The 20,913-nt window shown below is 62.9% G+C and carries 20 protein-coding genes and 2 riboswitches; all 20 genes read right to left on the minus strand.

The window, feature by feature from the left end:
• Nucleotides 1-33 precede the first annotated feature (33 nt).
• The 20 genes from THEVEDRAFT_RS00280 to THEVEDRAFT_RS00380 all read right to left on the minus strand — a co-directional run bounded on the left by THEVEDRAFT_RS00280 (nt 34) and on the right by THEVEDRAFT_RS00380 (nt 20,642).
• Complete coding sequence (locus tag THEVEDRAFT_RS00280) at nt 34-675, minus strand: acetyltransferase (RefSeq protein WP_006582736.1); 642 nt, start codon at nt 673-675, stop codon at nt 34-36.
• Nucleotides 672-1,286: a sugar transferase gene (locus THEVEDRAFT_RS00285; protein ID WP_006582737.1), complete on the minus strand. Its 615-nt coding sequence runs from the start codon at nt 1,284-1,286 to the stop codon at nt 672-674. The genes THEVEDRAFT_RS00280 and THEVEDRAFT_RS00285 overlap by 4 nt, the downstream gene beginning before the upstream one ends.
• Before the next feature lie 14 nt (nt 1,287-1,300).
• Nucleotides 1,301-3,094: a polysaccharide biosynthesis protein gene (locus tag THEVEDRAFT_RS00290; protein WP_245522674.1), complete on the minus strand. Its 1,794-nt coding sequence runs from the start codon at nt 3,092-3,094 to the stop codon at nt 1,301-1,303.
• 198 nt (nt 3,095-3,292) lie between these two features.
• Nucleotides 3,293-4,063 (minus strand): N-acetyltransferase, encoded by a 771-nt coding sequence (locus THEVEDRAFT_RS00295; RefSeq protein WP_281054544.1) that lies wholly within the window; start codon nt 4,061-4,063, stop codon nt 3,293-3,295.
• Nucleotides 4,060-5,046: a porphobilinogen synthase gene (gene hemB / locus THEVEDRAFT_RS00300; protein ID WP_006582740.1), complete on the minus strand. Its 987-nt coding sequence runs from the start codon at nt 5,044-5,046 to the stop codon at nt 4,060-4,062. Before hemB ends, THEVEDRAFT_RS00295 begins: the two co-directional genes overlap by 4 nt.
• Nucleotides 5,046-6,329 carry a glutamate-1-semialdehyde 2,1-aminomutase gene (gene hemL, locus THEVEDRAFT_RS00305; RefSeq protein ID WP_006582741.1) on the minus strand — a complete coding sequence of 428 codons (1,284 nt, stop codon included), beginning with the start codon at nt 6,327-6,329 and terminating at the stop codon, nt 5,046-5,048. Before hemL ends, hemB begins: the two co-directional genes overlap by 1 nt.
• Before the next feature lie 122 nt (nt 6,330-6,451).
• Nucleotides 6,452-7,909 (minus strand): uroporphyrinogen-III C-methyltransferase, encoded by a 1,458-nt coding sequence (gene cobA, locus THEVEDRAFT_RS00310; protein WP_006582742.1) that lies wholly within the window; start codon nt 7,907-7,909, stop codon nt 6,452-6,454.
• Nucleotides 7,906-8,847: a hydroxymethylbilane synthase gene (hemC, locus tag THEVEDRAFT_RS00315; RefSeq protein WP_006582743.1), complete on the minus strand. Its 942-nt coding sequence runs from the start codon at nt 8,845-8,847 to the stop codon at nt 7,906-7,908. Before hemC ends, cobA begins: the two co-directional genes overlap by 4 nt.
• The gene (locus THEVEDRAFT_RS00320; RefSeq protein ID WP_006582744.1) at nt 8,844-9,305 is read right to left on the minus strand and encodes a precorrin-2 dehydrogenase/sirohydrochlorin ferrochelatase family protein; all 462 of its coding nucleotides are present in this window, start codon (nt 9,303-9,305) and stop codon (nt 8,844-8,846) included. The genes hemC and THEVEDRAFT_RS00320 overlap by 4 nt, the downstream gene beginning before the upstream one ends.
• A gap of 24 nt (nt 9,306-9,329) precedes the next feature.
• The gene (locus tag THEVEDRAFT_RS00325; protein ID WP_245522675.1) at nt 9,330-10,184 is read right to left on the minus strand and encodes a Rossmann-fold NAD(P)-binding domain-containing protein; all 855 of its coding nucleotides are present in this window, start codon (nt 10,182-10,184) and stop codon (nt 9,330-9,332) included.
• Between the two features lie 11 nt (nt 10,185-10,195).
• Complete coding sequence (locus THEVEDRAFT_RS00330) at nt 10,196-11,116, minus strand: hypothetical protein (protein WP_006582746.1); 921 nt, start codon at nt 11,114-11,116, stop codon at nt 10,196-10,198.
• Entirely contained in the window at nt 11,107-11,793 is a 687-nt protein-coding gene (locus tag THEVEDRAFT_RS00335; RefSeq protein WP_006582747.1) for an SAM-dependent methyltransferase, read from the minus strand. Before THEVEDRAFT_RS00335 ends, THEVEDRAFT_RS00330 begins: the two co-directional genes overlap by 10 nt.
• Nucleotides 11,794-11,905: 112 nt before the next feature.
• A riboswitch (cobalamin riboswitch) is annotated at nt 11,906-12,101 on the minus strand.
• A 69-nt stretch (nt 12,102-12,170) separates the two neighbouring features.
• Complete coding sequence (locus tag THEVEDRAFT_RS10030) at nt 12,171-13,586, minus strand: precorrin-6A/cobalt-precorrin-6A reductase (RefSeq protein ID WP_040825062.1); 1,416 nt, start codon at nt 13,584-13,586, stop codon at nt 12,171-12,173.
• Nucleotides 13,587-13,590: 4 nt separating this feature from the next.
• Nucleotides 13,591-14,796, minus strand: a complete 1,206-nt coding sequence (locus tag THEVEDRAFT_RS09525; protein WP_006582749.1) for a cobalamin biosynthesis protein — start codon at nt 14,794-14,796, stop codon at nt 13,591-13,593.
• Nucleotides 14,793-15,578: a precorrin-4 C(11)-methyltransferase gene (gene cobM / locus THEVEDRAFT_RS00355; RefSeq protein WP_156787069.1), complete on the minus strand. Its 786-nt coding sequence runs from the start codon at nt 15,576-15,578 to the stop codon at nt 14,793-14,795. Before cobM ends, THEVEDRAFT_RS09525 begins: the two co-directional genes overlap by 4 nt.
• Nucleotides 15,575-16,834, minus strand: coding sequence for a precorrin-6Y C5,15-methyltransferase (decarboxylating) subunit CbiT (cbiT, locus tag THEVEDRAFT_RS00360; RefSeq protein ID WP_006582751.1), 1,260 nt, complete (start codon nt 16,832-16,834; stop codon nt 15,575-15,577). The genes cobM and cbiT overlap by 4 nt, the downstream gene beginning before the upstream one ends.
• A gap of 3 nt (nt 16,835-16,837) precedes the next feature.
• Entirely contained in the window at nt 16,838-17,920 is a 1,083-nt protein-coding gene (cbiD, locus tag THEVEDRAFT_RS00365; RefSeq protein WP_006582752.1) for a cobalt-precorrin-5B (C(1))-methyltransferase CbiD, read from the minus strand.
• Nucleotides 17,920-18,879 carry an ABC transporter substrate-binding protein gene (locus tag THEVEDRAFT_RS00370; protein WP_156787165.1) on the minus strand — a complete coding sequence of 320 codons (960 nt, stop codon included), beginning with the start codon at nt 18,877-18,879 and terminating at the stop codon, nt 17,920-17,922. The genes cbiD and THEVEDRAFT_RS00370 overlap by 1 nt, the downstream gene beginning before the upstream one ends.
• Nucleotides 18,880-18,987: 108 nt before the next feature.
• Nucleotides 18,988-19,845, minus strand: coding sequence for a sirohydrochlorin cobaltochelatase (locus THEVEDRAFT_RS00375; protein WP_245522676.1), 858 nt, complete (start codon nt 19,843-19,845; stop codon nt 18,988-18,990).
• Nucleotides 19,846-20,006: 161 nt separating this feature from the next.
• Nucleotides 20,007-20,642, minus strand: coding sequence for a precorrin-8X methylmutase (locus THEVEDRAFT_RS00380; protein ID WP_006582755.1), 636 nt, complete (start codon nt 20,640-20,642; stop codon nt 20,007-20,009).
• A gap of 103 nt (nt 20,643-20,745) precedes the next feature.
• Nucleotides 20,746-20,913, minus strand: a riboswitch (cobalamin riboswitch).

Consider the following 20,913-nt stretch of genomic DNA (forward strand, 5'->3'; position numbering starts at 1 on the left):
GATGTGTGGATGCCCAAGGCCCATTGGGCTCGCTCAAGGGGCTGCCTTGTGTATAGGCCTTGCGGGACAGCCGGCCACGACGGTTTGCTCTGCCACGTCCCGTATCACCGTGCTCCCTGCCCCTACGGTGCTCCAGGGACCTATGGTCCTGCAGGGTATTACCGCGGAGCCTATGCCAACGAACGCCCCCTCTCCAATCCTTACGCCCCCCGCTAGGCTGCATCCTGGGGCTATGTGGGCGAAGTCCCCTATCACGCAGTCGTGGTCAACCTTGGCGCCGGTGTTGACTATGCAGTGGCGTCCTAGGCTTGAACCCGGTTGAACAACCGCTCCGGCAAATACGACGGTCCCTTCCCCTACCTCCACGGAGGGGTGAACGTAGGCGGTGGGGTGAACGGCCCTTATCCACTCCACGGAGAAGCCCTGTGACCTCAACCGTTCCTCGATATCCCTGCGGGCCTTGTTGTCTCCCACGGCTATCACGGCCTGGAAGGGTCTTCTTGGACTTAGGATATGCTCCGGGGCCCCAAAAACTCTGATGCCCAGCACATCCTTCCCAAAAGAGGAGGGGTAATCATCCAGCACGCCCTCTGGGGTTAGCCCCATGTCAATCAGGGTGGATATGACCACTTTCCCGTGTCCCCCAGCTCCTATCACGTATAACGGCTTTCTCACGTCTCATGCCCTCCCTTGAACTCATCAACGGTGGCCCGTCCTTGTTGGGATATCCCCTCCCGGCGGAGAACCTTCAAAAAGGTTAAAAGGATTATCTTGACATCCAAGATGAACGACATGTTGTCCACGTACCACACGTCCATCTCTAGCCGATCCTCCCATGAGACGGCGTTCCTGCCGTTCACCTGGGCCCAGCCGGTTATGCCGGGGCGTACCTCGTGACGCCTCATCTGCCGCGGAGTGTAGAGGGGAAGGTATTTCATGAGAAGCGGCCTGGGGCCCACGATGCTCATATCCCCCTTGAGGACGTTAAACAGCTCCGGGAGCTCGTCGAGACTTGTGGACCTAAGGATCCTGCCGAAGCGGGTAAGCCGTTCCTCGTCGGGCAGGGGCTTGCCGCTCGCGTCGCAAAGGTACCGCATGGTCCTGAACTTGTACATCACGAACCGCTTGCCGTTAAGCCCTGGCCTTGCCTGTTTAAACAGGACCGGGCTTCCCAGTTTAACCCTTACTAGGATTGCGGTGATCAGCATCACGGGCCACAAAAGACAAATCCCCGCCGAGGCCAGGGCCACGTCCAGGATGCGCTTGAGGAAGCGCCGGTATATCATCCTTTTGACACCCCTTAGTTCGCCACCGTGCAGTTGGGTATCAGCTCCGCCATCATGCGTCTTATGGCGATCCTATCTCCTTCCTCCGCGAGGGCCGCCAAGCGGTCTACCGCGTCGTCCAGGTGGTCTGGCACGTCGCAGCCTCGGGCGATGAAGATCTTGTTGTGGCGGGTGGCCTCGGTGTCCTCCTCGGAGGTTAGCAGTTCCTCGTACAGTTTCTCCCCCGGCCTTGCGCCGGTGAACCGGATCTCTATGTCCCTCCCAGGTTCGAACCCGGACAGCCTTATCAAGTCCTTTGCCATGTCCAATATCCTGACTGGTTCTCCCATGTCCAGCACGAACACCGCCCCATTGAGCATCATGCCCCCCGCTTGAAGCACCAGCTGGGCCGCCTCGGGGATGGTCATGAAATACCTTATCATGTTGGGGTCCGTAACGGTGACGGGGCCGCCGTTGCGGATCTGTTCCTTAAACAGGGGTATTACGCTGCCGCGGCTGCCCAGCACGTTGCCGAAGCGGACCGACACGAAGCTCTTCCCTTCACCGGCTGACATGGCACGGGACCTTACCACCATCTCCGCAAGGCGCTTGGAGGCCCCCATCACCGACGTGGGGTTGACCGCCTTGTCGGTGGAGATGTTGACCAGCACGTCGGTTTGGAACTCGAGGCACGCGTCCGCCACGTTTCGGGTGCCCAAGAGGTTGTTCAAAACCGCCTCCTCGGGACTTTGTTCCATCATGGGCACGTGCTTGTGCGCCGCCGCGTGGAAGACCACCGAGGGCTTGAACTCCCGGAATATGCTTCTGATCCGCGGCATCTGGCGCACATCCGCCACCAGGGTTTGAAAGCTTGGGGCATCGTTAAAGCGACGCAGCTCCCGTTCGAGGAGATAAAGGCTGTTCTCCCCTCGGCCCAGGAGCACCATGTGGCCGGGGTTGAAGCGCATCACCTGCCGCACCAGCTCGCTCCCTATGGAGCCCCCGGCGCCGGTTATGAGAACCGTGCGGCCCGTGAGGTAGCGTCCGATCTCCTCCAGATCCAGCTTCACCGGCTCTCGACGCAATAGATCCTCCACCTGCACGTCCCTTATGTAATCGATGGACAGCTTGCCCGACAGGATCTCCTCCAGGGAGGGTACGGTTCTGGCCTTCACCTTGGCCTGCCGGGCCGCCTCGAATACCCGGCGAATCAGAGAGCCAGGGGCGGAGGGTATGGCGATTAGCACCTCCTGGGCGCCGACCTTCCGGACCGACTGAGGCAGCTGATCCAAGGTTCCCACCACGGGGACGCCAGCGAAGGTCAAGCCCTGCTTTCTGGGGTCGTCGTCTAGGAACGCCGCGACGGTCATACGGCTTTGGGGGTTCCGCTGGATCTCCTTGGCCATGCTTACCCCGGCAGATCCGGCCCCCACTATAAGCACCGGCCTTGTCCCGTCCCCATGGTGGTTCTTTTCGTTCCGGATCCGGACCAGCATCCTGGCCCCTCCCAGGAAGATCAGCGAGAGGGCTCCGTCTATGAGCGGTATTCCCCGTGGAAGGGGCATGTTGGACGGCCCCGCAAGAAAGGACGCCGCGGAAGAGAGGACCGTAAAGGTGACGGAAAACCTTACGATGCAAAGGAGGTCCTGGGTGCTCGAATTTCTCCACGACTGGCGCCAAAGCCCGAACAACACCTCAAGCCCAGTCTTTAGTGCCAAGGAGATGAGGAGGTACGGCAAAAGGGATCCGGCGAAGGGGTGGGGAATGGGCAGGCCAAGCCGGATGGCGAACGCTGCCGCTGATGCCGCCAGCCCTATTACGAGATCCATGCATATCTTTCGAGCGTATATTAAGAGGTTTTCCCTGGTGAGCCCCATGACGACCTCCTGGACATGCCGCTTTAACCTCCCTCGTTATGAGGTGGTGAACAAAGAACAAAGCAGCAAAAAAACAACGCCCCCTTTGGATGAGGGCGAATACTATACTAACACAAAATACTGGTTTTATTTAGTTGCTCCTAATAGCCCCTATCCCTCGTAAAAACTCTGGTTCCTCAGCAGCTGCTCCGTGGGCACCGGGCGCAGCAGCTTGGCGGGCACCCCCGCAACTATGACCCCCGCGGGCACGTCCCGGGTCACCACGCTGCCCGCCGCAACCAGCGCGTCCTCCCCTATCTGGACACCCGGCAGCAGCGTGGCGTTGCCCCCTATCCTGGCCCCCCTCAAGAGCGTGGGACCGCCGAAGTGCTTCTTCCTCTCCTCCGTGCGGCCCAGGAAGTTGTCGTTCGTAAACGTCACCTCCGGGGCTATGAAGCAGTAGTCCCCTATGGAGGAGAGGGCGGTGATGTAAGCCTCGGTCTCGATCTTTACCTTCTTGCCTATGGTCACCTTGTTCTCCACGGTCACGCCCCTTCCTATTACGGACATGTCGCCTATGGTGACGTCTTCCCGAATGCTCACCAGGTCACCGACGAAAACGCACTGCTTTAGAACCGCCCCGCGGTATATGACGCAAAGGGCCCCTATGGTCACGTTCTCGCCTATTACAAGGGGAGGCAGCTCCTTGTCCGCCGTTGTGGTGGCGCTTATGGCGGAGGCGGAGGGCCTCTTCCCCAACACCGTGTTGGACCCCACCTTGGAGTTGGAGCCTATGCGCACCCCGCTGTGGATCACCACGTTGTGACCGATCTCCACGTTTGACCCTATTAGCACGTCGTCCTCTATGACCACCCCTGTGCCTATCCTGGCGCTTGGGTCCACCTGGGCGTTCGGGTTTATGTAGCGTCCCTCCATCCTCATCCCCCCTGAACGGATATCTCCCGGGCCAGCTCCGTTGCCCCATAGGTTATTATCACCGAACATCCGGCTCTGCGGACGCACTGGTGGTATTCGAGATAAGCGCTTTTATCCATGTGTCCCGCCCCAATGGCGTCCTTCAGCATGCAGTGCTCCCCGCTCACCACGTAGCCCCCTATGGGCAGCATGGTCCTATCCTTAAGGTCCCTTATTACGTCCAACGACGTTCCCGCGGGCTTAACTATCAGCAGGTCCGCACCCTCATCCTCATCCATCAGGGCGTCCCTCAAGGCCTCCAAGCGGTTGAAGTGGGGCAGCTGGTGGCTTTTCCTGTCCCCAAAGGAGGGGGCGCTCTGGGCGGCCTCCCGGAAGGGACCGTAGAAGGCGGAGGCGAACTTGGCGGCGTAGCTCCAGATGGCCACGTCCGGGAAACCATGGGATTCCAGGGCCTTCCGGACGGCGATTATACGTCCGTCCATCATGTCCGACGGGGCCACCGCGTGGGCCCCCGCCCTGGCGTGGCTCAAAGCCACCGAGGCAAGCCGCTCAAGGGTCCCGTCGTTATGGATCACCCCGTCCCTGATCACCCCGCAGTGCCCGTGGGAGGTGTACTCGCAGAGGCACACGTCGCTCACCAGGTATGCCTCTGGATACCGAGACCTCATATCCTCCAAGGCCCGCTGGACCGGCTCCGATGGGTCGTCCGCGGAACTGCCCGTATCGTCCTTGTAAGAGGGTATGCCGAACAGCAGGAACGACCTAACCCCAGACTCCAGGGCCTCCTCCACCGGGCGCTGGACCATGTCGCAGCTCCAGCGAAAGACCCCTTCCATGGACTTCACGGGCTCCGAAACCCCGTTGCCTGGCACAAGGAAGAGGGGAAGCACCAGATTGCAGGGCCTTACGTCCGTCTCCCGGAGCATCTCCCTTATCACTGGGTTTATGCGGTTCCGCCGGGGACGGGATAGGGGGAATGGAGCTCCCATCACATGTCACCCCTTAGCTCGATGAACGCTTGCAGCAATTCCCGTACCGTGGCGTCTATGACCTGGTCATCGTGGGCAAGGGAGACGAAGAAGGTCTCGTAGGCGCTTGGCGGGAAGTAGAAGCCCCGGCTCAGCATGTGGTTGAAGAACCTGGGGTACAGATCCACCCGGGTGCCCTTGACACCCTCAAGGTCCTTGGGCATGGGGCCGAAGAACAGCCCCAGGGCGGACCCAAGACGGGATACCGATACGGTGATGCCCGCCCGATGGGCCGCATCGAGTATCCCCCGCTCCAGCGCCGCCCCCTTGGACTCCAGCTCCCGGTAGGACTCCGGGGTAAGACGTTCCAGGGTGGCTATACCGCAGGCCATGGCCACCGGGTTGCCCGAAAGGGTTCCCGCCTGGTAGACCGGTCCCTCCGGAGAAAGGCGGCTCATGACATCCTCCCTCCCTCCGAAGGCCCCAACCGGCATACCGCCCCCTATGATCTTCCCAAGGCAGGTGATGTCCGGTTCTATCCCCTCCAGGTTCTGAACTCCCCCCTCCGGCACCCTGAAACCGGTTATCACCTCGTCGAATATGAGCAGTGATCCGTGGCGGAGGGTTATATCCCTAAGACCCCTTAGGAATCCCTTCTCCGGCGGCACGAGCCCCATATTGCCCCCCCAGGGCTCCACTATCACCGCCGCTATGCGCTCACCGCAGGCCCGGAAAGCCGCCTCCACCTCCTCCAGGTGGTTGTAGCGGATCACCAGCGTGTCCGCCGCACATCCCCTGGTAACCCCTGGGGACGATGGGGTGCCGAACGTCAGCGCCCCGCTGCCCGCGGAGACCAAAAGCGAATCCGAGTGCCCGTGGTAGCACCCCTCGAACTTGATTATGACGTCCCTTCCGGTAAAGCCCCTGGCCAGCCGTACCGCCCCCATCACCGCCTCGGTGCCGGAGGAGGTGAAGCGGAGCTTGCGGATGGACGGGAACTTATCCTTTATCATCTCCCCCAGCCGAGCCTCAAGGGGGGAGCATGCTCCGAAGGAGAGCCCCTCCTCCACCGCCCTGTGTACCGCATCTAAAACGTGCGGATCCCCATGCCCCAATATCATGGGGCCCCAGCTGCAAACGTAGTCCACGTACGAATTATCCTCCACGTCAAAGAGCCGGCAGCCCTTGGCGGACTTGAAGAACACCGGTTCCCCCCCCACCGCGCGGAAGGCCCTCACGGGGCTGTTCACCCCCCCTACAAGGCACCTCTTCGCCCTTTCAAAGCACTCCTTGCTGCTCACCATAAAGCACCCATCCCCCTCCTGAAACGCCTGAAATGCCCGCTTATTCCCCCGTCCCACCCAAGACGGGAGAGATGGCAACCGCCCCACAAGGGTTTAGCCCCCGCCACCGTGTCTCCCGGAGTCTAAGGGGATAGCAGGGACTTTAACGCATCCACCAAACCCTTAGAGTCCGGGGTTTTCATGGCCACCGCCCCTCCGAAAAGGTCCATACACGCCTTGGCACACTCATCCCCCCAGGCCACCGCCTTGGCCCTGCCAGGAAGGCCGCCCAAGCGCCTTGACCATTCCTCCGCCAGGGCGGCGGAGCCGAACACCACCGCCTGGGGAGGGTGATCCTCCCAGTGCTCCCTTATGAGCCCCATCCATGGGATGTCCCGGGGTTTCATCTCGTAAATGGGGATCTCCACCGGGAGGCCCCGGGCCTCCGCAACCGCCTCCACCGGTATCCTGGAGCTTCGGCGGTTACGTAGGAAGAGCACCCTCTCCCCGGGACGGATCACACCACGAAGCAGCTCCCCCAGGGACTCGCTGTTGGGCCTTTGGGGCATCAGGTCCACCCCGATTCCCGTATCCTCCATGGCCGACGCGGTGCCAGGTCCTATGGCCACGGTGGAACAGCGGATATGCCTTAGGTCCTTTATGAGATCCTTCAAGACCCGGGGGCCCCGGGGACTGGTGAAGACCAGCCAATTCGCCTCCCGCAAGCCGGCTATCACGTCCGCCTCCTGGACGGCGGTCTCCTCCTCAAGGAGGGGCAGGGTGAAGGCGTCGGCCCCAAGGCCCTCCAACTCCCTGGCGGTGGAGTAACCCTCGCCCATCGGACGGCAAACCGCCACCTGAAGCCCCTTAAGGGGCAAGGGGGCGGGCTTCAGCTCTAGATGGGCCGCCTCCCCCAACAGGATCACCGACGGACTTGCGAGCCTACCAGCTTCCCCCATGCCGATGGCCCCCTCCAGGGTGGTCCTCTCGAGGCATCCCCTTCCCCAGCCACCCCAGGACAGGATCCCACAGGGGGTCTGGGGGCTTAGACCCAGGGATGTCAGAAGCCTCAGGTTCCTTACAAGGCTGGATGCGGACATGTAGAGCACCCTGGATCCCTTGAAGCTCGCGATCCCCTCGAAATAGCCTTGAGGGTCCGTGGCATCCCCAAGCTTTCCCGTAACAAGGCATAGCCCGGAGGACACCCCCCGGTGCGTAAGGGGTATGCCTTCCGCCAGGAACCCCCCGAGGGCTGCGGTTATACCCGGGACCGCCCGCCACTCAAGTCCCGCCCGGTCCAGCGCCGCGGCTTCTTCGCCGCCTCGGCCGAACACGAAGGGGTCACCGCCTTTAAGACGGATCACCGTTTTAAACCGCCTTCCCAGATCCACCAGCAAACGGTTTATCTCCTCCTGCTCCATCCTGTGGTCCCCGCCCCGTTTGCCCGCCTCGATGAAGAGGGCCCCCTTGGGGGCCAGCAAAAGACAGTCCGGGTGGATGAGCCGGTCGTAAACCACCGCCTGGGCCCCTGAAAGTACCTGTAAGGCCTCCAGGGTGAGCCACCTGGGGGACCCGCATCCGGCTCCTACAAGCCATATCAAGCCCCGCAAACCCCCTCTCTGGCGGACCTGTTCAAGGCCCCTTGAAGGATCTCCCTCGCCTCCGGGGAGTCCTTGAGCTTGAGCCACGCCCGCTGACCAAGCGCCGCCGCGTCGTCCTCCCCATCGACCTTGTCCCGCAGCTCCACCGCCGATGCGGACGATCCGTCGGGGGAGAGTATCTCCGCCTTGAATGACATGATATCCCCATCAAGCACCGCGGAGGCCGCAACCGGCACCGCGCATCCCATGCCAAAGGCCTTGAGGAACTGCCGCTCCGCCAGGACCTCAAGCCAACTGTCTCGGTCACCGAGGCGCCTTGCCTCGTGGAAAAGCTCAGATCCCTCCGGCGCCTCCAGGGCAATCGCCCCTTGAGCTGGAGATGTGACGAAGGGGAGATCCCTGTAGGGAACCCTTATGTCTAGCCGCTCTAGCCCCGCCTTCGCCAGCACTATGGCGTCGAAACGACCTTCCTGCAGCTTGCTCAGCCGGGACTGGATGTTGCCCCGGCAACATATGACCTTGAGGTCTCCTCTCAGCCGCAAGACCTGGGCGGTTCTCCTGAGGCTTGAGGTCCCAACCACCGATCCCTCCGGGAGCTCATCAAGGGACAGGCCCTCCAGGTTTATTAAAACGTCCTCCCGGGAGCCCCTCTTAAGCACCGCTGCTATGGCCAGTCCCTTGGGCTGTTCCGACGGGACGTCCTTAAGGCTGTGTACCGCTCCATGGGCGTCCCCCAAGAGCAGCCGTTCCTCCAGGGCTTTCACGAACGCCCCAAAGCCGCCGAAACACGCCAGGTGCCGCCTACGGTCCCTATCCCCATGGGTGGCACAGGTTATGAGCTTCACCGAGTGGCCCGCCCCGGCGAGATGCCTTTTCCACATCTCCGCCTGGGCCATGGCAAGGGGGCTTGAGCGGGTGAGCAGGGTAAATCGACTCATCGCCTAAGCCTCTTCCCCTCCAGGAACGCCCGGATCAGGGACTTTAGCTTGGCCGCCCCCGAGGGGTCCATGCCGCCGCTGGATATCCCAACCCTGAAGTTCCCGTGGCTCCACTGGGCCGCCAGGGCGAAGTCCCCTAGCTCTGGCAGGGAACAGCAGCAAACAAGACACCCGGTGCCCTCCCTAAGCTCCAGCGCTAGCCTGGTCTCCTCCGGCGGAAGCGCCAGCACCGCGAACCTGAAACGCTCAAAGTCCTGACGCTGCACGGACCGTTCCTCCCCTGACACTATCCCCTTGGAGATCAGCCTGCGCATCTCGTCGCAGAAGCTCAAGGAAACCACCGTGACCGACGCACCCCCGTCCAGGAGGCTGCAGGTCTTCCTGTATCCCACGGGACCGGCTCCAACCACCAGCACCGGCTCGTCCCGCCTTAAGGCCACCATGGGGCCGAAGGTCATGTGAATACCCCCAGTTTTCTACAGCTATGATAGTGATATGACTCCATCACGGGCCCGGAGGGCGGGGAAACGCCCGGTCAGCTCCTCCCAAAGGGAGGTGCCCGCACCCTCCGCCGCTGCTTCAAGCCCCTGAAGCTCCTCCCGGTAGCCCCTAAGCCTTCGTCGGCTTATCCGGGCTATGTCTTCGATGCCCATGTACCTGTAACCTTCACCAGGAACCCCCTGGGGAGGGGAACCCATGTCCACAACCCAGGTCCCGCTTCCCGCCAGATCCTCCTCAAACAGCACCGGCAGCGGGGAGGAGGTGCATAGAAAGACCCCTTGAAAGTCCCGGGCCCTGGACCTCAGGCTTTCCCAAGGGATGCACCGGAACCCCTCCGGCGGAGCGGAGGAACGGGAGGTGCATACCACCTCTGCCCCAAAGTAGGATAGCACCTTGCAGGTCTCACGTCCCATCTCTCCCATCCCGGCCACCAGGCACGGCACACGGGGCCAATCGGGGTGCTCTTTGATTATGGACGACGCCAGGTACGGTATCGACGGGGCCCTGCCTGGGTGAAGGGTGCTCCTTAAGCGGGAGGATATCCCGAAGGCCCTCTGGAAGAGCCTGTGAAGGATTGGCCCGCAGGATGGCCTGGAGGCCTCGTAACAGTCCTTGACCTGCCTTACTATATGGAACTCCCCGACCGCGAAGCTGTTGAGGCCGAGCATGGTCCTTATGAGTCTAAGCACCACGCCCTCCTGGCGGGCAAGGACGACCCCCCCGGGCAGTCCTCCCAGGGAGTGTTCCCGAAGGACCCCGTAGAACTCGTCCCTCCAGCACGTCTTAACCCGTACCCATTCCAGGGCGTCCGGGGGAAGCGAACGCGTTACCGCCAAGACGACGGGTGTCATCGGTACCACCATAATCCCACCAGGGCCATGGAGAGGGCCTCGAAGAGCAAAAGGGTCCCCACGTGCCATATGGCCAGGGGGCGGAGCACCTCCGGCGGGAATATGCCCACCCAGTAGCCCATGTTCTGCCTTAAGACCCGGCTGAAGGTGCCTATGCAGTTCCCCGCCAGCAGGGCTAGGAGAGCCCCCTTTAGGGACAGCGCGCCGGAGGATAACGCCCCTTGGGCGGATGCCAGGGATGCGGAACTGTGCATCAGGGCGGAGGTCACCACCGCAAGGGCCGAGGGCGACACCTTGCCCTTCAGGGTCCCCAGCACCGCCGCCTCCAGGTGGGGCATGAGGAAGAACGTGAGGGCGAAGAAGCCCCAAGCCATGGGGAGGGAGCGCAAGGTGAGCCTTATTAAGCTGACCTCCTTCCCATGGGGATGTCCTTCGCAATTTGCCCCATGGCAGGAGTCCTGGGGCAAACCGAATGCGATGGGTTCCCCGGAGCCCCGGCGGAGGAGAAGAAGGAGACATAGGATGAAGCGGCAGGCGCTCCGGGTGATCAGCACTATGGAGTAGAGCAGTCCTAGGTTTCCCGCAAGCCCCACCGCCACCGGTGCGGTGGCGAGCCAGCGCTTTATGTAGGCCGGGAAGGCGAGGCACAGGGTCCCGAAGACCGCGTCATCCCGGGTTATGCGGCCCTCCCGGTGGGCGGAGGACAGGATGGCGGCCCCCAACCTGGGGCTGGCCACCGAAACCGCCATGGCGGAGAGGGCGTGGCGGTTTATCCTGCATTTGGATAGAAGGTTGCGGATGGGACGGAAAACCGCGTCCGTGATCCTCAGCCTCACCAGCGCCTCCCCCGCCAGCGCCCCCGCAAGGATGCTGGCGGTGAGCCTGGCCTCCGCAAGGAGAAGCCCTTTTATCTCCAAAGGAGCATCACCGCCAGGTAGTCGTCGGTGGGTTCCGCCGCCGCATCCCCCTCCACCGCGAACTCCCCCTCTAGCCCGACCCGATGGAGCCGGACGATCCGATCCCAAGGCCCGGAGGCGGAGATGACTAGGGGGAGATTCTCCCCAAGGGCGGAGGGCTTGTATAGGGCGGCGCACTGGCAGGCCTTAAGGGCCTTGATGATCCCTTCGATGTCTTTAGAGCCCGGCACCACCGAGAACACCTGGTCCCTCATGGCGATGAAGCGGTTGAGCCTCGCCGCCGCGGCGGAGTGGGCGGATATGCCGGGGATCAGGCGCAGCTCCGTCTCCGTAATGGAGGACAGCTCCTGGTGGAGCACATGAACCGTGGCGTAAAGGGCGGAGTCCCCTATCACCGGCATCGCCGCGATCTTTGCCCCCTCCCAAAGGTCCTTGGAGGAGGTTAGGGACTCCCTTACGCCGGCCCTTAGCTCCTCGTCGGAGCCTGTCATGGGGAAGAGGATCGGTATGGTCTTAAGCCCCTTGATTAGGTCCCGGGCCATCTGTCCCGCCACGCTCACCCTTCCCTTGGCGGACACCGGCTCGAACACCGCCTGGGCCTTGCTCAGAACGTTAAGGGCCTTCAGGGTAACCAGCTCCTTGTCCCCCGGGCCCATGCCTACGCCGTAAAGTATCAACCTGCATCCCTCCGTCCTTTTGTAGAGCGGAAGCGGAGGAGGAATGCCGCAAGTCCCCATGGTCACCGGTGAGCTAGGGGGCATTGCGCGGGGTCCCTCCCTCGAGGGCTTCCGCGGTAACTTGGAGCCGTGGGGTATCCTGGCTTGCCTTCATCCTATCCCCGCCCCTTCCCAGGGGTCTAAGTCCCCCAGTGGTAACGGCGGTCTCGTCGGGCTCACAGTGGCGGGGCCGCGCCGGCTTCTCACCGGTCTTCCCCCAGGGCTCGAAGTAGCGTTATCCTGTGCTATGCACCTGAAGATAGATAATAGAACTCAAAACCCCATAAAACAAGAAGACAGGGTTGCATTACCAGGGGTTTATGGCTAAACCATGCGGCCTAATATCCTAATATCTTAAGCGTCTCCCGCACCCCTTCTTCCAGCGAAAGCCCGGGATCGTTAGGGGGGCAGAGGAGTAAGAGGGGTATGCCCAGCTCCCCGCAGGCCCTCAGCTTGTCCGTCACTCCGGAGGCATCTCCGCTGCCCTTGGCCCCCACCGCCTTGGCTCCGCAACCCTTGAGGATCCCAACCTCCCAGTCATAACCCATGGGCCCCCAGGAACATAGGATCTCCTTTGGGGTAAGCCCCGCCGCCTTGGCCGCCTCCAGGCTCTCCACCGTGGGAAGCAGCCGAGCCAATACATAACGGCCGCCGCCTTTGAGCACCGGAACCACGCGGGGAAGCCCCCGCACGCCGAAGGATAGGAACACCGTATCACCGGGGGCTGTGAGCTCCAAAAGCCCCTGGGCCATCTCCCCGTAAGACATAACCGGCACGGCCCCTTCGGGCACATCCACCGGACGGCTTATCCTTATCAACGGTATCTTAAGTTCCTCCGCGGCGGTTCGGAAGTGGCGCCTTGCCTCCTCCGCAAAGGGGTGTGCGCAGTCCACCGCCGCCCTGAGACCCAGGGGGAGCAGCCGCCCCATGACCTCCGCCCAGTCGTCCGCGCTCCGGCGGCCCACCAGCGCAAAGGCCCCCGGGGGCACCACATGAAGCCCCGTGTCAAAGGCCACCGATACCGCCACCTTAAGCCCCAGGGAGATCAACCTCTCCGCCGCCTCCCTGCCCTCACCGGTGCCGCCCAGGATGAGCACGTCCACCCTTCCGATCCCGTCGAGGATGTCAACCCCCTCAAGACGCGATCCGTTCTCACCTGCGGCGGCGCAGCGGGGCGGCAATCCGCATCCCGTGGAGGCACCTCCGCTGCCTGGACGGACATTTATCTCGCTGGCGTAGCCCCGCATGTCCCTCCAAACCCCGTCCTTCCCCTTGGAACAGCACCCTCCGGGGAAGACGATCAAAGACCTCATGTCCACCTGGTCCGATGAGAGCTCCTCCGCCGGGATCTCCGCCACCCTCTCACCGGGCCTTGATACGTCGCGGCACACCAGGGCCGTGCGACCCTGGAACACCCGACGCACCTCCCCGAGCTTGCCCTCCCTGTCCCGGGAGACCGGGTTGTACAGCGCCACGGAAAGCCCCGATTCCGATGCCCTCTCCATGGCCCTTGCCACCGATCCCCAATCCTGAAGGTAATCCGAAAGGGATATCATGCAAAGCCCGTTTGTGTAATAGGGCCCCAATGAGCAGGCCGCCCCTTGAGCGGCGGATACGCCTGGGAATATCCGGAAGGACGGGCTTCCCTTGCCCCCGTCCTCATCCCCCCCCTCCCGGAGCCCCCAGGCCGCGTGATGTGACGCCAGCGCCGCAAGCCCGAAGAGCACCGGGTCCCCGCCGCACACCAGCGCCACCCGACTAGCCCCTTTGGGCCAGCTCCACCGCCCTCTTGACCCTCGCCTCCTCCTCTCCCATGCGGTAGGACTCCACCAGCTTGACTTCTTGGAGGTGCTTGGGCAGCAGGTCCACGTAAAGGGAGTACCCCACGATCACGTCGCACTCCTCAAGCTCCCTCAAAGCCCCCAGGGTCATGTGGTCCAGGTGCCCGGGGCCTATTCCAACCACCCCAAGGCGGCCCTTGAAGCCTATGTCTTCGAGGGACAGCGCGGCGGTCACGCCGTTGTGCACCATCCTGCCCCCAAGGGGCCGTCCCATAAGGGCGCTGCAGGGCTCCGCCACCCCGGGAAGCCCCAGGTGTCGTTCCGCCGCGGAGGCCGTCAGCGTCATGCCCATGGAGGCGTCTCGGATCTCATCGGAGCCGAAGAAGCGAACCCCGCATCCTAAGTCTTTCGCCGCCCTTGCAAGCTCCTTGGAGCTTCTCTTGCCCTCCCATGTGCCGATCTCCAACAAGGCTTCCCTGAGGAAAGGCCCCTTCGGATGGGATTTGAGGGCCTCCAGGATCCCGTCCCTTATCTCCTCCCCCTTGGCGTCCCGCCTGAACCCAACCCCGGCGCAGATGCACCGGGGAACCAGGAGGATACCCGAAGGAGAGATATCCGTGAGATCCCTCACGGTGTAGAGGACCTGGGCGGCGGAGGGGTCTTCCACCGCCTCCGCCCCCTTGGGCAGGGGAGGGGAGGGGAGCAGCGGGTCCAGCCACCACCGAAGGGACCGGTGGGTGATAAGATGCCTTATGACGGAAGACAGGTTATCCCTGTTTAATACCTTCATCCCATGCCGCCTTGCCCATCGGTCGGGGGACATGATTCGGAGCCTGTCGGTGGACGTGGTGGGTATCCATGGAGCCCCCAGGGCCTCGGATACCAGAACCGCCAGGTCTGTGCCGCCTCCGAGGTGCCCCCCCGCCACCAGGAACACCGATGAGAGGTCCTCGGTGACGCAGAGCACCGCCGGATCCTTGCCCTTGTCCTCCAATAGGCCCGACACGGCCCTCACCGCGATGGGGAGCGCCCCTACGAATAGAATGCCCTCCGCCCGGTCCCAAAGGGCCCTTGCGGCGTCTTTCGCCCCCGCGGAGGGGTCGAAGAGCTCAAAACCGGTGAGATTGGCCACCAGGGTTCCCCTCTCGGAAAGGGAGCCTGGGGCCACCACGAAGACCCTCAACCCATGCCTCCTTCCGGCCCCTCGTCATGGGCCTTCCTGTACATGTGGCTGAAGCGGGGATCGTACAGCAGGCTAGTCCCGGATTCTTCAACGCAGCGGCCTACTATGATCAGGGCCTGCCGGTTCACGTGCTCCGCCTTCATCCGCTGTCCCAGCTCGCGGAGTTTAGCGGTCCCAACCCTCTGATCCGGCCAGGTGGCCCGGTAGACCCAAGCCGCTGGGGTGTCCCCGGGAAGCCCCCCCTCCATGCAAAGCCTGGATATCTCATCCCCCATGTCGGATGACAGGAACAGGGCCAGCGTGGCTCCCGTGGAGGCGTAGACCCTAAGGTCCTCCTTGGAAGGCACTGGGGTCCTTCCGGGAAGACGGGTGCAAACTAAAGTCTGGGTGCCACCTGGAACCGTGTACTCTATGCCGAGCGCCGCGGCGGCCCCCTGCAGGCTGGATACCCCGGGCACGATCCGACACTCCACCCCGAGGGCTTTTAGCTCCCTTATCTGCTCCCCTATGGCCCCGTAGAGGCTTGGATCCCCCGTGTGGAGACGCACCACGTTAAGGCCCTTAAGGGCCCGATCCGCCATCACCCGCACCTGCTCCGCAAGGGTCATCTTGGAGGAGTCCAGCACCTCACAGCCCTCGGGGCAGCGATGGAGAAGCTCCCGGTTGATGAGGCTCCCGGCGTAAACCACAAGATGAGCCTCCGACAGCAGGCGAAGTCCCTTGACGGTTATGAGATCCGGATCCCCCGGGCCGGCACCCACTATCCACACAAGCCCCTTCAAACCACATCCCCCCATACTATGTCCACCGGATTGCCCCCCTGTACCATCCATTCTCCACCAAGACGTCGGCCCTCTCCGGGAAAGACCCGAAGGAACCCGGTCTTAAAACCCAGGGCCTCCAGCTCCTCCATGGCCTGTTGAAAGGACGAGAGCAGAAGACAGGGTATCACTATCCTTCCCCCAGGGGATAGAAGTCCCGCGGACCATCTTATTATCTCCTTGAGGTTCCCTCCATGCCCTCCAACCACCACCCGCTGGAAGGGCCCCTCCAGCTCAACCCCCCTGACCGGGGCCTCCCCGTGGATAAAGCGAACGGAACCCACGGGACACAGCCTCTCCGCGTTCCTGGAAGCGAGATCCAGGGCCTCCAGGTCCCGCTCGATGGAGAATATGCGACCTGGACCTGTAAGACGGCCCAAGTGACATGTGAGGGCCCCGGTTCCGCTTCCCACCTCCAGCACATTAGAGCCGAATAGGGGCTCCAGGAGGGAGGAGACAAAACACCGCACCGGAAACTTGGTCATGGGTATCCGGTCCTTGCGCTCCAATTCCAGGTCCTCCAGGGGACGGCGCCGGACGTCCCATTCCTTCTCGCCGAAGAAACCGCCCCGGGGGGCCTCAAACCAGCCGATGCAAAGCCTGCCGGTGTAGGGGGAGTTGGCTAACTCCTCAAGGCTCCCGCTGAACAGCTGCTCCTTGGAGGACCCCAGGTCCCAGCCAAGCCATCCGCGGACCCCCTCCTTCAAAAGCTTGGAGAGCTGGCTAAGCTGGTCCCTTACGCCGCCGCCCTCTCCGAAAAGCACGGCGCACCTGTCCTTGTCCCAAATGGTTTGCCTTATGGCCCCCTCGGCCCCCTCAAGAGGACGGCCGTGCAGGGACACCACCGGAACGTTTGCCCAGCTCTCACCTATGCGGGATGCCATGATCTGGAGGCTTGACACGCCGGGGAAGAGACGAACCCTCCCGGGGAAGGAGGCCCCTATCCGCCGGGCTATGCTGAAGAAACCGGTGTCCCCGCTGACCAGCACCCCAAGGGGCTTTGGGGCCCCCTCCAACGCGGGTATCAGCTCCTCCCCGCAGGGCAGCGGAAGCCGGAGCTGCCACTCCAGGGGGGGCAGGTGACCCGTCAACCTGGGGTCTCCCATCAGGGCCCCGCAGGACCTTATGAGGTCCCAGATCCTCTCCGGGACGTCCTGCGGGTTCCCGGAGCCCATGCCGAAGACGTTTATCTCCCTAAGCTCCTTCAGCTCGCTCAAAGCCTAAAGCCCCCTCATCGCCTCTATCATCTCCTCCAGCGGCCCAGAACGGGCCAGCTCTTGCCGGGGAAGAGAAAATGTAAGAACCGCCGCCTCCGCTCCGGATAAGGCCTTTGCCCTGTCCCTGGCCCTGCGGCATAGCTCCTCCAGGGCCATCCTGCCTTGGATCGTGGCGGCCATTAAATTGGCCGCCTGGTCTGCGGTGTTGCACTCCATTATGCGGCGAATCCAAGACGAATTCATGCCGTGAAGGGCCCCGTAGGCGCACAGGGCCTCAAGGCGGCCGTCGCTCTTGGAGCTGTGGGTGTCCATCGAACCCGCCGCCACCTTAGCCATCTTACCCACCTGGGCGATGAAGATGAGCCCCCTGAACTTTAGCTTGGCACAGGCCTCCAGCGACTTGCCCACGTAGTTGCTTACGTTAACGGTGAGACTCCCCGGAACCCCTAACGACGCGGCGAAGTCCCGTCCGTAGTTGCCCGGGGCAAGGCATACCAGATCAAAACCCTCTGCCCGGATGACCGACAGCTCGGACCTTATGGTCTCCACAACCGCGTCCTCGCTCATGGGCCGTACGACCCCGGTGGTACCTAGGATGGATATGCCCCCCTCTATGCCCAGCTTGGGGTTGAAAGTCCCCTTCGCCAGCTCCTCACCCCTAGGCACCCATACCTCCACCTGGGCCCCTATGCCCCTTGGGAGGATCTCCAACAGGTTCTCCCTTATCATCCTTAAGGGGCCCGGGTTTATGGCCTTGGCCCCCACTGGAACGGGAAGCCCCGGCCGGGTCACGGTGCCCACCCCCGGACCTCCGTCCACGGTCACCCGGTCCCCCCGGTGAAGACGAACCTTGGCAGCCACCGCCGACAGGTGGGTCACGTCAGGGTCGTCGCCGGCGTCCTTGAAAACCCATCCCTGGGCACCCCCGGGGATCCGTTCACATCCTCCCAAGGGGATGGACAGCGTGCTACCGGAGGGCAGCTTGACCTTGACCCACGAGGAAGGCCTTCCAAGGAGCCAAAGAGCGGCCCCCATGGCCGCCGCCGTGGCGGCGCTACCGGTGGTGAACCCGCATCTTAGGGACATCAGCGGACCTTCCTCCCAAGGGCCTCAAGGGACTTCAAGGCATCGTTAAGCCTTATCAGGGACGGACGAGATATGGCCCTCTCATCCACCTCAAACACGTTGCCGCGCTTAACCGCCTCCATGGGGCGGAACCGGGGGTCCTCCAAGAACTCCTTGGCACCCCCGGGGTTCATGGGCCCCCGTTGCACCAGTATCACGTCCACCTTTTGGTTGATCAGAAGAAGCCTCTCCGGCCCGAACTGAGCCACCGCGCTCCCCTTGGAAGTGGGCTTTAGGTCCTCCGCCGCGGGGTTGAGCCCCGCGGCCTCCATGAGCCGGTGCGGCCAGCTCCCGGGGACGCAGGTGGTGATATCCCTGGAGTTTACCACCAGAAACGCCCCCTTGCGGGCCTTGTAGTTGCGCCTTCTGGCGTCCTCCAGGGTTCTAAGGGCCCCCTGGAGCTTCAAACGGGCCTCCCTCTCCCTGCCGGTTATCGTTCCAAGTCGGGTTACGTAGAGCTCGAGGCCGTCGAAGGACGGGGGATCCAGCACCACCACCGGAACGAAGGGTTCAAGGCGTTCGAGCAGTCCGGGCTGCATGGACAGCTGCAGAGACCTCATGAGCACCAAGTCCGGCTTGAGGCTCAGGATGCTCTCCGGATCGGGCCTTAGGGGAAGCCTTGGAACCCCCTTAAACAGCTCTCGGTCGTCCCCGTCCGCCACGCCCACGATGCGGCCTTTGAGCCCCAGGGCCAGCAGGTTCTCCGTGTGGGCAGGGTAGAGGGAGACTATCCTCGTCGGGGGGGATCCCAAGGTCACCCTTCTCCCCATGTCATCCACCACGGATAACCGAGCTGCGTAGGCGGGTAGGGCCAAAAACACGAGGGATAGGACGAAGGAGGCGAGGAAAGGCGTTAAGAACTCCCTTCCCGTTGGGATCGGGCAGATCCCGGGGGAGTGGGATCGATCGCATCGGTACATCAAGGGTCAACACTTCCTTCCAGAGGTTTGAGCGGTCCCTGGGGGCTGCTCAAAAAAGAGCCCCCGGGGGAGGCGGTCACCTCCTGCCTCAGGGGCCCCATGTCAGGACTAGAAGCCCGCCTCCTCGGCGGCCTCCTTCAGGTGCTCCACCAGAAGGGCCCTTATCTCCGGGTTCTCCCCCAGACCCTTCAGGTGCGCCTCCGCCTTTATGCCCTCCTTGGAGAGCACGTTTATCCAAGAGTCCTCCTCGTCCCCCGCCATGTCGTTGTGGGCGTGGTCCCCCGCCACCAGCATCAGGGGCGCCAGGATCGCCCGCTTGATACCCTTGCCCTTCAACTGGGAGATCACGTCCTCCAAGGACGGTGTCCCCTCCACGGTGCCCACTACGAAGTTGGGGTGCTTCCGCTGGAGCACCGTTTGAAGCCTGGCGTAGGCCCCTTCCGCGGGATGGGGTGAACCGTGACCCATGAGGACCACTCCCCGCCGTGGGTCCTTGCCGAAGGCCCTGCCCAGGATGGCGGACACCCGCTCGTAGTCCTCGGGGGACCAAAGCAGCGGCTTGCTTAGGGCTATGCCCTCAAACCCGCTCTTGCTCCCGTGTTCCCTTAGGTAACGGAAGGCCCCCACCACCGCGGACAGGTCGTCATACTCCTCCCCGGGGATCACGTGGGTTGACAGCACCGCCACGTTCGTGTAGCCCTCTTCATGGAGCTTGGCCAGGGAGGTAATAGGATCCAGGAAGACCTTCCCCTCCTTTGCCAACTTGCGCATTATTATGCGGCTGGTGAAGGACAGCCGCACCTCTGTGCCGGGGAACGCGTCCTTCACGGACCGGAATACCGCGTCTATGGCCCTCTGTCCCTCCGGCATGGAGCTGCCGAAGGCCACCACCAGGACGGCGTTCTTCTTCTCCACCTTCTTCCCCTCCGATGCAAGGGCCCTTTGAGGGTGCGCAAAAGCCCCCATTAAGCTTAGAACAAGCGCAAGAACTGATATAAACTTCCTCATTTGACCCATCGACCTCCCGAAGTAATAAAGTTATCTACACCGTTCCGGGCGCCGATAAGCGGTGCGGCGAAGCTTCTCCAAGGGGTCCTCTGACGAGCTACCCCTTTCCGATAGCAAGGTTAGAGTCTGTCCTCCCCTTCAAGGCAGAGCCGCATTACGGCGTTGAACGCCGCGGCGCAGAGGTTGGATCCCCCCCTGGGGCCCCTTAGGGACACGCAGGGCACCCCGCTCTTGAGGAGGAGCTCCTTGCTCTCCGCGGCCCCCACGAAGCCCACCGGGAATGCCACCACGAAGAGGGGTTCGAATCCCTGTTCCACCAGCTCCAAGAGCCTGAAGAGCCCCGTGGGGGCGTTGCCGAAGGCGAAGACCCGGATGCCCATTTGAGATGCCCTGTCCACCGATGCCATGGCCCGGGTTATGCCCTCCCTGGCGCTGGCGGCGGAGGTGCACTCCTGGTGGATGAGGCATACGGGGTCCAGGTGGAGCTTGGAGAGCAGACTCCGGGAGAGCCCGGATCTTACCATGTCCACGTCGCAGAAGACCTTGGAGTCCTTGAGGGCTACCTTGGCATGTTCAAGCCAATCGGGGCTAGCGGAGACCAGGCTGCCCAGGGAGAAGTCCGCTCCGGCGTGAACCACTCGCTCCGCAATGGGCATCAAGGAGGGTTCTATGGAGTAGGATCCAAGAACCTGACGGATCAGGTACAGGCTCTTCCTCTCAATGGAGGCGGGGTTCCTGTCGTAGTTAAGAGGCATTGCACTTTCCCTCCCTTCTTCGGGGGTCTCAACCCCTGAGGTTTAGCCCCGAGGGGTACAGAGGGAAGGCGTTCCCACCGGAGGCGCCCGCCCGCGCAGGCAACCTTCCCCATCACCTCCGGCCGGTCTCCTGGCTTGCCTTCATCCTACCCCGCCCCTTCCCAGGGGTTTAAGCCCCCCAGTGGTAACGGCGGTCTCGTCGGGCTCACAGTGGCGGGGCCGCGCCGGAATCTCACCGGTCTTCCCGTTCACCGGAGGTGTCAAACAAGAT

Origin of the sequence: Thermanaerovibrio velox DSM 12556, assembly GCF_000237825.1 — a bacterium.
Classification (GTDB): Bacteria; Synergistota; Synergistia; order Synergistales; family Synergistaceae; genus Thermanaerovibrio; species Thermanaerovibrio velox.

Bases quoted from the DNA above. Each gene is read 5' to 3' on its own strand.
- THEVEDRAFT_RS00285 (WP_006582737.1), bottom strand. From the start codon at position 1,286: ATGATATACCGGCGCTTCCTCAAGCGCATCCTGGACGTGGCCCTGGCC.
- THEVEDRAFT_RS00290 (WP_245522674.1), bottom strand. From the start codon at position 3,094: ATGGATCTCGTAATAGGGCTGGCGGCATCAGCGGCAGCGTTCGCCATC.
- THEVEDRAFT_RS00295 (WP_281054544.1), bottom strand. From the start codon at position 4,063: ATGAGGATGGAGGGACGCTACATAAACCCGAACGCCCAGGTGGACCCA.
- hemB (WP_006582740.1), bottom strand. From the start codon at position 5,046: ATGGGAGCTCCATTCCCCCTATCCCGTCCCCGGCGGAACCGCATAAAC.
- hemL (WP_006582741.1), bottom strand. From the start codon at position 6,329: ATGGTGAGCAGCAAGGAGTGCTTTGAAAGGGCGAAGAGGTGCCTTGTA.
- hemC (WP_006582743.1), bottom strand. From the start codon at position 8,847: ATGAGTCGATTTACCCTGCTCACCCGCTCAAGCCCCCTTGCCATGGCC.
- THEVEDRAFT_RS00320 (WP_006582744.1), bottom strand. From the start codon at position 9,305: ATGACCTTCGGCCCCATGGTGGCCTTAAGGCGGGACGAGCCGGTGCTG.
- cbiD (WP_006582752.1), bottom strand. From the start codon at position 17,920: ATGTCCCTAAGATGCGGGTTCACCACCGGTAGCGCCGCCACGGCGGCG.
- THEVEDRAFT_RS00370 (WP_156787165.1), bottom strand. From the start codon at position 18,879: ATGTACCGATGCGATCGATCCCACTCCCCCGGGATCTGCCCGATCCCA.
- THEVEDRAFT_RS00375 (WP_245522676.1), bottom strand. From the start codon at position 19,845: ATGGGGGCTTTTGCGCACCCTCAAAGGGCCCTTGCATCGGAGGGGAAG.
- THEVEDRAFT_RS00380 (WP_006582755.1), bottom strand. From the start codon at position 20,642: ATGCCTCTTAACTACGACAGGAACCCCGCCTCCATTGAGAGGAAGAGC.